The 14,603-nt window shown below is 61.0% G+C and carries 13 protein-coding genes; 4 read left to right on the top strand and 9 right to left on the bottom strand.

The window, feature by feature from the left end:
• Positions 1 to 34: 34 nt before the first annotated feature.
• The gene (locus Cth01_RS06495; RefSeq protein WP_045838777.1) at positions 35 to 1,216 is read right to left on the bottom strand and encodes an aminopeptidase; all 1,182 of its coding nucleotides are present in this window, start codon (positions 1,214 to 1,216) and stop codon (positions 35 to 37) included.
• 42 nt (positions 1,217 to 1,258) lie between these two features.
• Between Cth01_RS06495 and Cth01_RS06490 the strand changes: the two genes are divergently transcribed.
• The 3 genes from Cth01_RS06490 to Cth01_RS06480 all read left to right on the top strand — a co-directional run bounded on the left by Cth01_RS06490 (position 1,259) and on the right by Cth01_RS06480 (position 3,555).
• Positions 1,259 to 1,876: a hypothetical protein gene (locus Cth01_RS06490; protein WP_034354821.1), complete on the top strand. Its 618-nt coding sequence runs from the start codon at positions 1,259 to 1,261 to the stop codon at positions 1,874 to 1,876.
• Positions 1,877 to 1,950: 74 nt separating this feature from the next.
• Positions 1,951 to 3,222 carry a class I SAM-dependent methyltransferase gene (locus Cth01_RS06485; protein ID WP_045838776.1) on the top strand — a complete coding sequence of 424 codons (1,272 nt, stop codon included), beginning with the start codon at positions 1,951 to 1,953 and terminating at the stop codon, positions 3,220 to 3,222.
• 12 nt (positions 3,223 to 3,234) lie between these two features.
• On the top strand, positions 3,235 to 3,555 hold the full coding sequence (locus Cth01_RS06480) for a DUF1840 domain-containing protein (protein ID WP_034354819.1): 321 nt from the start codon (positions 3,235 to 3,237) through the stop codon (positions 3,553 to 3,555).
• Positions 3,556 to 3,630: 75 nt separating this feature from the next.
• On the opposite strand, the gene Cth01_RS06475 is transcribed toward Cth01_RS06480, so the two are convergent.
• From Cth01_RS06475 to Cth01_RS06440, 8 genes are all read right to left on the bottom strand, one after another.
• Positions 3,631 to 4,620: a tripartite tricarboxylate transporter substrate-binding protein gene (locus Cth01_RS06475; RefSeq protein WP_034377274.1), complete on the bottom strand. Its 990-nt coding sequence runs from the start codon at positions 4,618 to 4,620 to the stop codon at positions 3,631 to 3,633.
• A 274-nt stretch (positions 4,621 to 4,894) separates the two neighbouring features.
• Positions 4,895 to 6,142 carry a phenylacetate--CoA ligase family protein gene (locus Cth01_RS06470; protein WP_034377273.1) on the bottom strand — a complete coding sequence of 416 codons (1,248 nt, stop codon included), beginning with the start codon at positions 6,140 to 6,142 and terminating at the stop codon, positions 4,895 to 4,897.
• 159 nt (positions 6,143 to 6,301) lie between these two features.
• Positions 6,302 to 7,141, bottom strand: coding sequence for an ABC transporter ATP-binding protein (locus Cth01_RS06465; protein WP_012840001.1), 840 nt, complete (start codon positions 7,139 to 7,141; stop codon positions 6,302 to 6,304).
• 199 nt (positions 7,142 to 7,340) lie between these two features.
• Positions 7,341 to 8,657, bottom strand: coding sequence for an ABC transporter substrate-binding protein (locus Cth01_RS06460; RefSeq protein WP_034354805.1), 1,317 nt, complete (start codon positions 8,655 to 8,657; stop codon positions 7,341 to 7,343).
• Positions 8,658 to 8,855: 198 nt separating this feature from the next.
• Complete coding sequence (locus Cth01_RS06455) at positions 8,856 to 9,920, bottom strand: branched-chain amino acid ABC transporter permease (RefSeq protein WP_003068654.1); 1,065 nt, start codon at positions 9,918 to 9,920, stop codon at positions 8,856 to 8,858.
• Positions 9,921 to 9,937: 17 nt separating this feature from the next.
• Positions 9,938 to 10,867 (bottom strand): branched-chain amino acid ABC transporter permease, encoded by a 930-nt coding sequence (locus tag Cth01_RS06450; protein WP_034377271.1) that lies wholly within the window; start codon positions 10,865 to 10,867, stop codon positions 9,938 to 9,940.
• Between the two features lie 10 nt (positions 10,868 to 10,877).
• Positions 10,878 to 11,663 carry an ABC transporter ATP-binding protein gene (locus tag Cth01_RS06445; RefSeq protein ID WP_003068658.1) on the bottom strand — a complete coding sequence of 262 codons (786 nt, stop codon included), beginning with the start codon at positions 11,661 to 11,663 and terminating at the stop codon, positions 10,878 to 10,880.
• An 11-nt stretch (positions 11,664 to 11,674) separates the two neighbouring features.
• Positions 11,675 to 13,612 carry an AMP-dependent synthetase/ligase gene (locus tag Cth01_RS06440; RefSeq protein ID WP_045838775.1) on the bottom strand — a complete coding sequence of 646 codons (1,938 nt, stop codon included), beginning with the start codon at positions 13,610 to 13,612 and terminating at the stop codon, positions 11,675 to 11,677.
• A 226-nt stretch (positions 13,613 to 13,838) separates the two neighbouring features.
• Here Cth01_RS06440 and Cth01_RS06435 point away from each other — a divergent pair, with 226 nt between their 5' ends.
• On the top strand, positions 13,839 to 14,570 hold the full coding sequence (locus tag Cth01_RS06435) for a Crp/Fnr family transcriptional regulator (protein WP_034355313.1): 732 nt from the start codon (positions 13,839 to 13,841) through the stop codon (positions 14,568 to 14,570).
• Positions 14,571 to 14,603 lie beyond the last annotated feature (33 nt).

The raw sequence follows: 14,603 nt of genomic DNA, 5'->3' as shown, positions 1-14,603 counted from the left end.
TTGTAAAAAATTGTTTTATGTCGATTTGAAGTATTTATTGGCACTGAGTCGCTGTTTTTGCAGCTTCTCCCCATTGGGTGCATAGCCGCAGCTTGCGCTCTTCTGCGGACAAGGCTGCCAGCTCGCGCATCTGAGCATAGAAGCTGCGCCAGGTCTCGGGAGTGGCCGGGCCTTCGCCGCGCAGTTGCAGCCACCAGCGAGTCATGGCAGGCACCCAGTCGTCATAGGCGGCCAGGGCGCTGAAACTGGCGTTATTGGACTGGGCCACCCATTCGTCGGTCTGGGTCAGGCGCCGGTAATATTGCTCGCGCAGGGCGAGGCTGCTCAGCAGGGGCTCGTCAGTGGCAATCCATTGCGCTCTGAGCTGCGCATAAGTGGCGCGGAATTCGTCAAATACTTTGCTTTTGATGGCTTCCAGCGCTTTGGCATCAAGGGCTTCAGTATTTTTCTGTTCATAAATCTGTTGCAGGCGCTGACGGGTCTCGCGCGTCAGCTGCTGCCATAGCTCGCGTCGCTGCAGGCTCTGCTGCCAGCGCTGCTGCGTGGCGGCGCTGGCATGGCTGTGCAGCCACAAGGGTGTGGCCATGCGCTCCACCGTGGTGGCAAAGGATTCGTTGAAGGCCGTGTCGTTCTTCACATACAGCAGCTGGTGGGCCAGTTCGTGGAACAGCAGGCCGGCAAAGTCGCCCTCCTGCCAGGAGGTGAAGGTGCTGAGCAAGGGATCGCCGCCCAGCCAGTTCAGATAGCCCAGCGTGGAGTAGGCAGGCACGCCATAGACGCTGGTTTCCAACCCCTGGGACTGAAGCGTCAGTGCCTGCGCCTGTGCGTCGCTCTTGCTGAAGTAGCCTCGGTAGGCAATGCAGCCGGTGACGGGAAAGCACCATTGGTGCATCTCCAGGCTGTAGGCCGGGGCTGCCACCACGTTCCAGACCGCAAACGGACGCTGCAGCTGGGCGTAGCGGGTGTAGCTGGCGTTGTCGGGCAGAGCCAGCTCCCGGCTGGCGAAGCGGCGCATCTGTTGCGCGGTCTGCAGGCGCTGACGCAGTGCTGAGGAGGTACTGTCTTCTGCCAGCCAGTCATCAATAGGCCGTGCGGCCTGAAGAATCTGCATCTGTCCCTTGAAACCTTGCCAGTAATAGCCGGCGCTGCTGCAGCCCGTCAGGCCTGCAATTGCGGCACTAATTCCCAGCAAAGCCCTCAGGCTGACTACACTCATCCTTTTTCTCATTGCGCTTGTCCGCCTGTCTGGTTTCACTTCATGGATTTTCTAACGCTCGCCATCATTGTCACCACCGTGCTCTACGTGCTCAAGAAGCAGGAGCAGCGTCAGCACACCCAGCTTCTGGCCCAGCATCTGGCACGCTTTCAGATCGAGAAGCTCATGGCCAATCTGATGGAGGGATATCTGCGTGTCATCGGCGAGAAGGATGCGCAGAGGCGTGAACAGATCTGGCCCGTGCTGGCCAATACCGAGAGCAGCCTGGTGAGCCAGTTTCAGCGTTTCGCGGATGAATTCGCCACCTTGCCGGCCGAGCAGACGCGTGCCAGCACCCTGCCGCTGGCGCTGCCCTATATGACCAGGGTTCTGCCTTCGGCCACCATGGATGTGCGCGAGACCATGAAGCTTCATGCCCAGGCGCTGGCGGCTGCCCGTGTGGGGGATGCGGCCGACGAGGAGGAGCGCAAGCGCCGAGCCTTCACCATGACGGCCGAGCTGATGCTGATGCAACACACCTGCCACTGGTTCTGCCGCAGCCGCACCGTTGCTTCCATGCGCTTGCTGGCGCGTCACAAGACGGCTTATGAACAAGTGCTGCAGGCTGTGGCCCCCGCCACCCTCAAGGCCTACGACAGGCTGGTGAAAGCCAGCAACTGATCCTCTGCCAGACCTGGAGGCAGTTTTAGGCAGGGATGTTTTCCGTCTTGACCCTGCCATAGTCGATGTGAACAATGGTTTTCATGAAAAACCTGTTGAGCACATTGGAGCCGCTGCTAGCAAGACTTCCTGTGACTGCGTCGATACAGCTTCCCTCGGGCGAGCGTATCGGGCCTGAACACAGCGCGGTTCAACTCATTTTTCGTTCTCCCAAGGCTGTTGCGGCGCTGCTGGACGGCCAGATCGGCTCGATTGGTTCGGCCATCGTCGAAGGCTGGGTGGAGGTCAAGGGCAGCTCCCGCGACATCATGGCGGCAGCGGCCGGGCTGCTGCGCGGTGATCCGGTCAGTCATACGCCCTCCTGGCTGGGGCAGACGGTCTCCAAGGCCAGGTCGCTGGCCATGCACACGCTGACCCGCGATGCGGAGCAGATTCAGTTTCATTACGATCTCTCCGACGATTTCTACGCGCTGTGGCTGGACCCGCGCCGCGTCTATTCCTGCGCTTACTACAAAGAGCAGGGCATGAGCCTGGCGCAGGCGCAGGAGGCCAAGCTCGATCACATCTGCAAAAAGCTCAAGCTCCAGCCCGGAGAGCGCTTCTGGGACATAGGCTCTGGCTGGGGCGGACTGGTCTTCTGGGCAGCCGAGCATTACGGCGTGCAGGCCCATGGCATCACACTGTCGCGCAACCAGTTCGATCATGTGCAGCGTCTGATTGCCGAGAAGGGCCTGCAGGGCAAGGTTCATGTCGAGCTACGCGACTATCGGCAAATGGTTGATGTGGAGCCATTCGACAAGATCGGCTCGGTCGGCATGTTCGAGCATGTGGGCAGCGCCAATCTGCAGGAATACTTCGAAACCATTTATTCCATGCTCAGGCCCGGCGGACTGGCCCTGGTCCATGGCATCACGGCGGGCGGTGTCAGCAATGTGGAACTGGGTGCCGGCATGGGCGAGTTCATCAACCGCTACATCTTTCCCGGCGGAGAGCTCATGCATGTCAGCCGCGTGCTGCATGATCTGGCGGCCAGCGGACTGGAAATGGTGGATACCGAGAACTTGCGCCCGCACTACGCGCGCACGCTTTGGGCCTGGTCGGATGGGTTGGAGGCCAGGCTGGGCGAAGCTCAAATCATTTTGCAAGCCCAGTACGACGAGGAAAAGGCCGCTAAGGCTTTGCGTGCCTATCGTCTTTATCTGGCGGGCTCGGCCATGGGCTTCGAGCATGGCTGGATTGCGTTGCATCAGATGCTGTGCAGCAAACCCGATGGCGATCTGCGCAGCGGTGCGATGGCGGGTGCGCAGAGCGGCTATCCTTTCAACCGCGAATACATCTACCGTTGAAGGAGTCGCTTCATGCCCTACAAATTCAAATCGCGTGCCACGGCAGACCTCATCATGCTGGACGCCAACGGCCGCAAGCTGCTGGAAATCATCGGCAAGTCTCCCGATGAGGTGCATGGCATCATCACCGTGGAGCAGATTCCGGCCGCCATCATCGCGCTGGAGGCTGCTGCCGCCGAAGATGCGGCCAGACGTGCGCAGCCGCAAGACGAAGCGCAGGAGGAGGATGCCGTGCCTGCAAATCAGGACGGCGTGGCCCTGGGCCAGCGCATCGTGCCTTTTGTAGACATGCTCAGGCGCAGCGCCGCCGATGGCAAGGAAGTGACCTGGTAAGCGGCCTTCTTCGGTCGCCCCATGCAAAAAAGCCTGCAGATGCAGGCTTTTTTGCGTTGAACGGATTGTGCGTTCTCAGTCGGCGTAGATGCCGGCGGCCTTGATGACCTTGCCCCACTTGGCGATTTCGGCTTCCACAAACTTCTTGTGACCCGCAGGGTTGGTACGGTCGTCGCTGGCAATCACGGCCCCCAAGGCTTCCTGGCGCTTGATGAACTCGGGGTCCTTGAGCGAAGCCTTCATGGCTTCGTTGATCTTTTGCACCACATCGGCAGGCGTGCCCTTGGGGGCGTACAGACCGTGCCAGATGGTCACGTTGAAGTCCTTCAGGCCCAGGGACTGCAGCGTGGGCAGGTCCTTGAGTGCAGGCGTGGTCAGAGGCTTGGCAGTGGTCACGGCATAGGCCTGAACCTTCTTGGCGGCAATCTGCGAAGTGGTATTGGTGGTCTGGTCGCACAGCAGATCCACCTGGTTGCCCATCAGATCGGCAATCGCAGGAGCTGCACCCTTGTAGGGCACGGGCGTCATGTCCTGCTGCAGCGAGGCCTGGAACATCAGGCCGCACAGGTGCGAGGCCGAGCCCACGCCGGCGTTGGCCAGATTCACCTTGCCCTGGTTCTTGCTGACCCAGTCCTTGACTTCGGCGAAGTTCTTGGCGGGCAGGGTGGGGCGGCCGATCAGCGTCATGGGCACATCGTTGATGATGCCAGCGTACTCGAAGTCGTTGAGCACGTTGAAGGACAGCTTGCGGTACAGCGTCGGGATGGTGGACATGCCGATATGCGTCAGCAGCAGCGTGTAGCCGTCATTGCGTGCACGTGCGGCCTTGGCTGTGCCAATCGTGCTGCCGGCACCGTCTGCGTTGTCGATGACGATGGTGGCGTTGTTCAGCTGCTTGCGCATGGATTCGGCCAGGTCGCGAGCCACCTTGTCGGTGGGGCCGCCTGCCGTGAAAGGCACGATGATCGTGATCGTCTTGCCAGCGGCTGGGTAGCTGTCGGCATGGCTGCTGATGGCTGCGGTAGCGGCCAGAGCGATGGTGGCGATCTTGAAAATAGTTTTCACAGTGTCTCCCTAAAAATAATGTGCAAGCAGACCAGGACGGTTGACTTGTCGTGACGTAAAGCCGGATTCTAGGTAGCGCTAATCTGTGGGGTTTTTGTTATTTTCTAAGTGTTATCCCTTGATGGAGCGGGCGATCACATTGCATTTGCGTTAAAGCAAACCGATTGCCTGTCGCGTATTGGCGACACATGTGCAGGGGCTTGGCCAAGCTCGAGTCCCAGTACAAAACCTTTAGGTCGCAGAGCCAGCCGAATGCCGGCAGCTCTTCAGAGCTTCACTGATAGGAGCGCGCGTCCTCGATCACCTTGCCGTCATTGGGCAGGCTTCCGGGAGACACCATCTGCACTTCGCCGCGCAGCTTGGTGACTTCGCGCAAGGCGTCGATCACCTGCAGGGCAAAGCCCGGTGCGGTTTCCGTGGTTTCAACCAGCAACTGCATCTGGTCGTTGGCCATCTCACCCGTCACCACCAGCCTGGCCCTGACGATCTGCGGAAAGCGCTTGACGACCTCGGCCACCTGTTTGGCATGCACGAACATTCCGCGCACCTTGGTGGTCTGGTCGGCGCGGCCCATCCAGCCCTTGATGCGGGCATTGGTGCGACCCGTGGGGCAGGTTCCCGCAAGATAGGCCGAGAGGTCACCCGTGCCAAAGCGGATCAGCGGATAGTCGGGGTTGAGCGTGGTGATGACCAGCTCGCCCACCTCGCCCTCGGCCACAGGGTCGCCGGTTCCGGGGCGCACGATCTCCACGATCACGCCCTCGTCCAGCACCAGACCTTCACGGGCGCTGGTCTCATAGGCAATCAGGCCCAGATCGGCCGTGCCATAGCTCTGGTAGGCGTCTATGCCATGATCGCGCATCCATTGGCTGAGCGAGGGGGGGAAGGCTTCGCCGCTGACCATGGCCTTGGTCAGGCTGGGCAGCTTCATTCCCATCTCCTGGGCCTTTTCCACAATGATTTTCAGAAAACTGGGCGTACCCACATAGGCCGCAGGCCGCAGATCGGCCATGGCCTGCACCTGCTGCTCGGTCTGGCCCGTGCCGCCCGCGAACACCGTGCAGCCCAGGGCCTGAGCACCGGTTTCCATCATCGATCCGGCGGGCACGAAGTGATAGCTGAAGCAGTTGTGCACCAGCTCCCCAGACCTGAAGCCCGCGGCGTACATGGAGCGGGCCATGCGCCAGTAGTCGGGGCGGCGGCTTTCGGGCTCGTAGATGGGGCCGGGGCTGGAAAACAGCCTGGGCATGTCGTGGCCAAGGCCAATGGCATTGAAGCCGCCAAAAATCTGCTGCGGACGCTGTGCAGCCTGGCGCTCCAGCAGCTCGCTCTTGCGCGTCACAGGCAAGGTGGCCAGCGCTGCGCGACTGGTGATACGGGACGCATCCACACCTTTGAGAATTTCGGCAAAAGCGCTGGAGCGCTGCTGTGCATGGGCAATCTGCAGCGGCAGGCTGGCCATGCAGTCGGCTTCGCGCTGTTCGGGGCTGCGGGTTTCCAGGGCATCGTAGAAATCACTCATGGCAAATCCTGTAGAGAAAATCTGCAAGCAAAACTGAAGTCAATGGGCGCAAGTTAAAAACTGGCGCGCACCAAGCCAGAGACAGCGAGCAAGCGCCGCCGCGCAGCGAGGCCGTCGTCCCCCTAGGGGGAAGGCGCGAAGCGCCTCAGGGGGCAGTCATCAAGCCAACCAGCGTTTTCTGCGTTTGTAGCTCTTCACATCCTTGAAGCTCTTGCGTTCGCCGCCGCCCACGCCCAGATAGAACTCCTTGACGTCCTCGTTGCTGGCTAGATCCTTGGCGGAGCCGTCCATGACGATGCGCCCGCTTTCCATGATGTAGCCGTAGTCGGCGTATTTGAGCGCCATGTTGGTGTTCTGTTCGGCCAGCAGGAAGGTGACTTTTTCCTTGCTGTTGAGGTCTTTGACGATGTGAAAGACCTCGTCCACGATCTGCGGTGCCAGGCCCATGGAGGGCTCGTCTAGCAAAACCATACGCGGGTTGCTCATCAGCGCACGGCCGATGGCGCACATCTGCTGCTCGCCGCCCGAGGTGTAGGCCGCCTGGCTGGTGCGCCGGGTCTTGAGGCGCGGGAAGTAGTTGTAGACCTTCTCGAGATTGGCTGCAATCTCGCCCTTGTCCGTGCGTGTGTAGCTGCCGGTGAGCAGGTTTTCTTCGATCGTCAGGTGGGCGAAGCAGTGGCGTCCTTCCATGACCTGGACCACTCCGCGCTTGACAAGTTCGGCGGGCGAGAGGTTGGCGATCTGCTCGCCTTCCAGTGTGATGCCGCCTTTGGTGACTTCGCCGCGCTCGCCCTTGAGCAGATTGGAGATGGCGCGCAGCGTGGTGGTCTTGCCCGCGCCATTGCCGCCCAGCAGGGCCACGATGCTTTGGTGGGGGACTTGTAGCGAGACGCCCTTGAGCACCAGGATCACATGGTTGTAGATGACCTCGATGCCATTGACTTCCACCAGCGGTGCGGTCTGGGCGGAAGTGGAAACTGTGTGCGCGATATCGGTCATGCGGTCACCTGATAACTCAAAATAGATAGCTGTCTGCACTTCATGGATAAGCGCTTGAGGCTGATTTTTATAAATCCGGTTGCGACGAGGCGAGCCTTGGTCAGAGACATCAAGCAAGGACCGGGGCTGGCCGCGCCGCAGCGAGGATGTCGTCCCCCTCAGGCGCCAGGCGCCAGTGAGGGGGAAGGCGCGACGCGCCTCAGGGGGTGCAGGTTCTTACCTTGACGTTCTTTTCCTTGGCGTACTTTTCCGCGAATTCCTTGTAGAGCGGATCGACCATGGACTTGTCGGCCTGGTACCAGTCGGAAGTCACCTTGAACTTGGCGCCGTCCCAGGTGGCAATGCGGGCCCAGTCGGCGCCCAGATGGTTGTCGCAGCTGGTCTTGAAGGGGCGGATGATCTTGCCGAAGCCCAGCTCGTTCAGGCGTTCCTGCGTCATATTCAGGTTCTCCAGGCCCCAGCGCACCTGCTCGGGTGTCATGACCTTGCCTTTGCCGAACTTTTCCTGAGCGGTGCGGATGGCCTCGACCTGCAGCATGGAGATCACAATGCCGCGAGTATGTGCCAGCTGGCCCAGTTCCTTGGCGTCCTTGGCGGTGCCCTGACCCTTGTCGTAGAGCATGGACTTGATGTCGCCATGCACCTTGTCGCTCTCGGCAGTGTTGTGGATGGTCACCGTGTTGTAGCCCTTGGCGCCGGCACCGATGTCCTTGACGTCATGGTCGGAGCCGCCCCACCAGACGGCATACATCTTCTCGCGCGGGTAGCCCGTGGCCTGCGCCTCACGCACGGCCGTAGGAGTCATCACGCCGGCCGACCACAGCAGCACATAGTCGGGGCGGTTCTGGCGAATCTGCAGCCAGGTGGATTTTTGCTCTACGCCGGGGGCAGTCACGGGCAGCTTGATCAGCTCAAAGCCATCCTTGGCGGCGCGCTTTTCCAGCAGCGGAATCGGCTCCTTGCCATAAGGCGAGTCGTGATAGACCAGTGCGATCTTCTTGCCCTTGAGGTTGCCTTTTTCCTTCTTCAGAATGTCCTGCACGATGGAGTCGGCGGCTGTCCAGTAGTTGCCCAGCAGCGGGAAGTTCCACTCGAAGACCTTGCCGTCCACGGACTGGGACAGACCATAGCCTGGGGTGACCACTGGCACCTTGTCGCCGGGAGCCTTGTCGGTCACGGCAAAGGTGATGCCGGTGGACTGGGTGTCAAAGCCCGAGGCGCCGCCGTCCTTGTTCTTGAGGCGCTCGTAGCATTCCACACCCTTGGCCGTGTCATAGGCGGTTTCGCATTCCTCGAATTTGATCTTCACACCGTTGACGCCACCCTTGGCATTGACCAGCTTGAGGTAATCCTGCTTGCCGTCCGCCCATGGAATACCCAGGGGCGCGAACTGGCCCGTGCGATACACCAGCAGAGGCACGAACTGCTCCTGGGCCTGAGCCGCAGGCGAGGCCATCAAGGCTCCCATGCCTGCAGCAACAGCAGCGGCAGCAATCGCAACTTTCTTGAACATCATCGACTGTCTCCTTGGGTTGTATGGGACGCTGTCCCGGTTGCAGGCACTCTGCGGTGTCTTGTAAATAAATCAGCTATCTCTCAATCAAGCACTCAGCAATTCAAGGGCACCGAGCAAGAGCCGCCTCGCGGCGGGGCCGCCCCGGCGAAGGTGCCGTCCCCCTTGGGAGAAGCCGCGTCAGCGGCACAAGGGGAGTCATCAATGCGGAAACGGCCAGACGCGCAGCTTCTGACGGGCCGTGGCCCAGAGCTTGGCCAATCCGTGGGGTTCCACAATCAGGAAGAACACGATGAGCGCACCAAAAATCATGTGCTCGAGATAGGTCGCCGTGGCTGTGGACAGCGGCAGGCCCAGCCAGTGGGGCACCTGGTTGAGCAGCAGCGGCAGCAGCACGAAGAAGGCGGCGCCGAAGATGCTGCCCACGACCGAGCCCAGGCCGCCGATGATGATCATGAACAGCAACTGCAGAGAGCGGTCCAGGCTGAAGGCTGCGGGTTCCCAGGCGCCCAGGTGGACAAAGCCCCAGAGCGCACCGGCCACGCCGACGATGAAGCTGCTGACCGCAAAGGCCGACAGCTTGGCGTAGGTGGGGCGGATGCCGATCACTGCAGCTGCCACGTCCATGTCGCGCATGGCCATCCATTCACGACCTACCGAGCTGCGCACCAAATTCTTGGCGGCCAGTCCGAGCAGACACAGGATGGCCAGGCAGAGCAGGTACTTTTCCATGGGCGTGTCGATGGCCCAGCCCAGAATGGCCAGTGGCTTGGCGCTGACGGAGCCGGATGAGGAGTTGTTCGTCACCCAGGCCGCGCGGGTCGCCAGCCAGTCCACAAAGAACTGGGCGGCCAGCGTGGCCACGGCCAGATACAGGCCGCGAATGCGCAGGCTGGGCAGACCGAACACCACGCCGAACGCCATGGCCACCACGCCACCGCCCAGAAGTGCCACCAGCAAAGGCATGCCTTCAATGCGGGCCTGCAGGTTGTAGGCCGCATAGGCACCCACGGCCATGAAGGCGGCCGTGCCCAGCGAAATCTGGCCGCAGTAGCCGACGAGGATATTGAGTCCCAGCGCCGCCAGCGACATGATGACGAAAGGAATCAGAATCGCCTGAAAGGTGTAGTCGCTGGCAATGAAGGGAATGGCCAGGAAGGCAAAGGCCAGCACCAGCAGGATGACCCAGCGGTCCTGCGCGACGCCGAAGATCTGCTGGTCTGCCGCGTAGCTGGTCTTGAACTGGCCGTTTTCACGATAAAACATATTCTTGTTCTCCCTGTTCAGACGCGGTCAATGATCTTGTCGCCGAACAGACCTTGGGGTCGTACCAGCAGGAAGCAAAGGGCCAGACCATAGGCAAACCAGGTCTCGATGCCGCCGCCCACCATGGGGCCGATGTAGACCTCGGAGAGCTTCTCTCCCACGCCGATGATCAGGCCGCCGATGATGGCGCCGGGCAGTGATGTCAGGCCGCCCAGAATCACCACGGGCAGGGCCTTCAGGGCCACCAGCGACAGCGAGTACTGAACGCCCAGCTTGCTGCCCCAGATGATGCCGACGACCAGAGCCACGCCGCCGGCCACCGACCAGACGATGACCCAGATGCGCGACAGCGGAATGCCGATGGACTGGGCGGCCTGGTGGTCGTCGGCCACGGCACGCAGCGCGCGTCCGGTTTTGGTCTTCTGAAAGAAAAGGCTCAGGCAGATCACCAGGATGGCTGCGATGCAGGCCGCATACAGGTCTTCCAGGCTGATCATCACGCCGCCCTGAAACAGGCTGTCCATGATGAAGACAGGATCCTTGGGCATGCCCACGTCAATCTTGTAGACCTCGCTGCCAAAGACCATGGGGCCGAGGCCATCGAGCAAATAGGCAATGCCCAGCGTGGCCATCAGCAAGGTGATGGGCTCCTGATTGACCAGATGGCGCAGGGCCAGACGTTCGATCACCCAGGCCACGCCCACCATCAGCGCCAGGGTGACGGCGATGGCCAGCAGGTTGCCGATCAGCCCCGGCTCCAGGCCCAGCCAGCCGGGAATCCATTGCGAAAAACGCGCCATGGCCAGGGCTGAAAACAGCACCATGGCGCCTTGCGCAAAGTTGAAGACGCCGGAGGCCTTGAAGATCAGCACGAAGCCGATGGCGATCAGTGCATACAGCGTGCCCACCATGAGGCCGCCGAACAATGTCTCTAAGAAAAATCCCATGACTGCTCCTTCAGTGGCCTGCGCCCAGATAGGCGCGGATCACGTCTTCGTTGTTGCGTACTTCATCGGGAGCGCCGTCGCCGATCTTCTTGCCATAGTCCAGCACCACGACACGGTCCGAAATGTCCATGACCACGCCCATATCGTGTTCGATGAGCACGATGGTGGTGCCGAACTCCTCGTTCACATCGAGGATGAAGCGGCACATGTCCTGCTTTTCTTCCACGTTCATGCCGGCCATGGGCTCGTCCAGCAGCAGAACCTGAGGCTCCATGGCCAGGGCTCGGCCCAGGTCCACGCGCTTTTGCAGGCCATAGGGAAGCTGACCCACGGGAGTCTTGCGATAGGCCTGGATTTCGAGAAAGTCGATGATGTGCTCGACGAACTCGCGGTGCTGCATTTCCTCGCGTTGCGCGGGGCCGATGCGCAGGGCCTGCATGAGGATGTTGCTCCTGATCTTGAGGTTGCGGCCGGTCATGATGTTGTCGATCACGCTCATGCCCTTGAACAGCGCCAGGTTCTGGAAGGTGCGTGCGACACCCATCTCGGCCACCTGGCGGCTGTTCATATGACTGAAGGTCTGGCCGCGAAAGGTGATGGAGCCTTCGGACGGTGTATAGACGCCGTTGATGCAGTTGAGCATGGAGCTCTTGCCAGCACCGTTGGGGCCGATGATGGAGCGGATTTCGTGCTCTTTGACATTGAACGAGATATCGGTCAATGCCTTGACGCCGCCGAAACGCAGACTGATGTTCTTGATGTCCAGAATCACTTCGCCGCTGGTTCTTGTATTCATGAAAATTCCTCTCAGGCGGCAGCCTTGGCCGAAGCCGGGTGGAGCTTGGCTTCGACGATGGTCAGCGTGGCGCTGACGCTGCCCGTGCGGCCGTCCTCGAACTTCACCAGGGTCTCGATGAACTGCTGCTGCTTGCCGGTGTAGAGCGCCTCCACCAGCACGCCGTACTTGTCGGCGATGAAGTTGCGGCGCACCTTGCGGGTGCGGGTCAGCTCGTCGTCATCGGGGTCCAGCTCCTTGTGCAGTACCAGAAAGCGCGCCACCTGGGTGTCGGCCATGCCGGGCTCGCTGGCCAAGTCGGCGTTGACCTTGTCTATGCAGTCGGCCACCAGCTCCAGCACCTTGGCCTTGCTGGCCAGGTCCACATAGCCGCCGTAGGGCAGACCCTGGCGCTCGGCCCAGTTGCCCACGGCCTCGTAGTCGATGTTGATGAAGGCGCAGACCTCGTCCTTGCCATGGCCGAAGCAAACGGCTTCCTTGATATGCGGGAAGAACTTGAGCTTGTTCTCTATGTAGTTGGGCGCGAACATGGCGCCGCGGCTGGTCTTGCCCACATCCTTGGCGCGGTCGATGATGCGCAGCTGACCGTTGGCATCGATCACGCCGGCATCGCCGGTATGGAAGTAGCCGCTGGCGTCGATCACCTCTGCGGTGGCGTCGGGGCGCTTGTAGTACTCCTTGAGCACGGACACACCCTTGACCAGCACCTCGCCGTTGTCGGCAATCTTGAGCTCGATGCCCGGAGCCGCCTGGCCCACGCTGGAGAGTTCCACCTGGCGGTCGCGCTGCAGGCAGACATAGGCACAGGTTTCGGTTTGACCGTAGAGCTGCTTGAGGTTGATTCCGATGGAGCGGAAGAAGCGAAACAGCTCGGGGCCGATGGCAGCGCCTGCCGTATAGGCCACGCGGATGCGCGAAAGGCCCAGAGCATTGCGCAGCGGTTCGTAGATGAACAAGCTGCCCAACTGGTATTTGAGGCGATCCATGGCACTGACGTTCTTGCCGTCCAGAATGTCCGAGCCTACGCGACGTGCCACCTCCATGGCCTTGGCATACATCCATTGCTTGAGCGGCGAGGCATCTTCCATGCGAATGGAAACCGAGGTCAGCATGCCCTCGAATATGCGCGGCGGAGCAAAGTAGTAGCTGGGTCCGATCTCGCGCAGGTCGATGGCGATGGTCGAGGCGGATTCCGGGCAGTTGATGGTGAAGCCCGCCACCAGCCATTGCGCAAACGAGAACAGATGGTCTCCCACCCAGGCCGGCGGCAGATAGCAGATCACATTGTCCGAAGCATTCAGGCCATCGGTCTGCACGCCGCCGCGGGCAGATTCGCCAAAGCTGGCGTGGGTCTGGCACACCCCCTTGGGCTTGCCCGTGGTGCCCGAGGTGTAGAGGATGACCGAGACATCGTCGGGCGAGACGGCCTGGAGCATGGCCTCATAGGCTCCTGCGTGCCGTGCATCCCATTCCTTGCCCTTGGCCAGCAGCTCATCGGTGCTGATGAGTCCGGGTTGGTCATATTTGCGCAGGCCGCGCGGGTCGTCATAGATGATGTGGCGAATGCTTGGCACGCTCTCGCGTACTTCCAGCAACTTGTCCACCTGTTCCTGGTTCTCGGCAAAGGCGAACGCGATCTCCGCGTCCTCCATCACAAAGCGCATCTCGGCGGCCACGGCATCCTGGTACAGCGGAATGGGCACTGCGCCACAGGCCTGAACGGCCAGAAAGCCCATGTAGACATGAGGCCGGTTATCGCTGATGAACGCCAGGTTCTGGCCACTTTCAAGCCCCAGCGCGCGCAGGCCGCAGGCCATGTGGCGTACGGTCTGTGCGGCTTCGCGCCAGCTCCAGGTTTGCCAGATGCCATACTCCTTTTCGCGCAGGGCGGGCGCATCGGGGCGTTCTGTCGCGTGCTTGAGCAGCAGTTGCGGGAACGTGGTTGTCATGCCTGATCCTCTTGGTTGGGGTTGGAGCCGCCGCGGCTACCCTTCACGAAAGTCTTGCAGACATGCTATGAGTGACTTTGACGTCAGGATGTCTGTTTGACGACAATTTGAGGGAAAGCCTGCATAGTGAAAATCCGCTGTAACAAATGCTGCTGAAAATGGCGCATTTGCTGCCTCGTGGAAATCCCGCTGTTGCGCCAGCGCGGCTTTGGCAATGCTTCTGGGCATGAGTCAAGAACTGTCCCTGCATCAAAGGCGGCGCAAGCCTTTGAGCTCAGAACTCGATGGCATTCCCTGGTGGCCCGTTCTGTTGCCCATGGAGCGTGAAAACGTGGCACGCGTGCTGCTCGTCGGCGATGCCGAGCCGGGCGACTATGTCTGCCGCACTGGTCGCCCGCCTACCTACTGGTTTGGCGTGGTCGACGGCCTGCTCAAGATGAACACCGAAAGCGCCGACGGAGTCAGCATGACGCTGGCCGGCCTGCCTCCCGGCGGCTGGTTTGGGGAGGGAACGGTCATCAAGCGCGAGCCCTATCGCTACAACGTGCAGGCCATCCGCAAGACGGTTGTGGGTGGCCTGCCCATAGACATGTTCCACTGGCTGCTTGATCACTCCATAGGCTTCAATCGTTTTGTGATGAACCAGCTCAACGAGCGCCTGGGCCAGTTCATCGCGGCGCGTGAGATCGACCGCATGAGCAACCCCGATCTGCGCGTGGCGCGTACTCTGGCCGCCTTGTTCAACCCCTTGCTCTATCCCGGCGTGGGGCAGATTCTGCGCATCACCCAGCAGGAGCTGGCCAATCTGGTCGGCCTGTCACGTCAGCGTGTGAACGAGGCCTTGTCTGTGCTGCAGCGCGAGCGCGTGATCCAGATTGAGTATGGCGGCCTGCGCGTACTGGACCTGGAAGCGCTGCGGCATGGTGAGTTCTGTGCGTCGCGCAAGGCGCTTGCCTGAGGGACGTCCTATAACCTAGCTCCGCGCTGGAAT

The organism is Comamonas thiooxydans (assembly GCF_000964545.1).
In the GTDB taxonomy this organism is placed as follows: Bacteria; Pseudomonadota; Gammaproteobacteria; order Burkholderiales; family Burkholderiaceae_C; genus Comamonas; species Comamonas thiooxydans.
The sequence above is the reverse complement of the archived record's forward strand: the minus strand, read 5'-3'. Positions and strand labels throughout refer to the sequence as shown.

Coding starts and splice junctions, on each gene's coding strand:
- Cth01_RS06435 (WP_034355313.1), top strand. CDS start 13,839: ATGAGTCAAGAACTGTCCCTGCATCAAAGGCGGCGCAAGCCTTTGAGC.
- Cth01_RS06465 (WP_012840001.1), bottom strand. CDS start 7,141: ATGACCGATATCGCGCACACAGTTTCCACTTCCGCCCAGACCGCACCG.
- Cth01_RS06480 (WP_034354819.1), top strand. CDS start 3,235: ATGCCCTACAAATTCAAATCGCGTGCCACGGCAGACCTCATCATGCTG.
- Cth01_RS06485 (WP_045838776.1), top strand. CDS start 1,951: ATGGTTTTCATGAAAAACCTGTTGAGCACATTGGAGCCGCTGCTAGCA.
- Cth01_RS06445 (WP_003068658.1), bottom strand. CDS start 11,663: ATGAATACAAGAACCAGCGGCGAAGTGATTCTGGACATCAAGAACATC.
- Cth01_RS06450 (WP_034377271.1), bottom strand. CDS start 10,867: ATGGGATTTTTCTTAGAGACATTGTTCGGCGGCCTCATGGTGGGCACG.
- Cth01_RS06440 (WP_045838775.1), bottom strand. CDS start 13,612: ATGACAACCACGTTCCCGCAACTGCTGCTCAAGCACGCGACAGAACGC.
- Cth01_RS06460 (WP_034354805.1), bottom strand. CDS start 8,657: ATGATGTTCAAGAAAGTTGCGATTGCTGCCGCTGCTGTTGCTGCAGGC.
- Cth01_RS06470 (WP_034377273.1), bottom strand. CDS start 6,142: ATGAGTGATTTCTACGATGCCCTGGAAACCCGCAGCCCCGAACAGCGC.
- Cth01_RS06490 (WP_034354821.1), top strand. CDS start 1,259: ATGGATTTTCTAACGCTCGCCATCATTGTCACCACCGTGCTCTACGTG.
- Cth01_RS06455 (WP_003068654.1), bottom strand. CDS start 9,920: ATGTTTTATCGTGAAAACGGCCAGTTCAAGACCAGCTACGCGGCAGAC.
- Cth01_RS06495 (WP_045838777.1), bottom strand. CDS start 1,216: ATGAGTGTAGTCAGCCTGAGGGCTTTGCTGGGAATTAGTGCCGCAATT.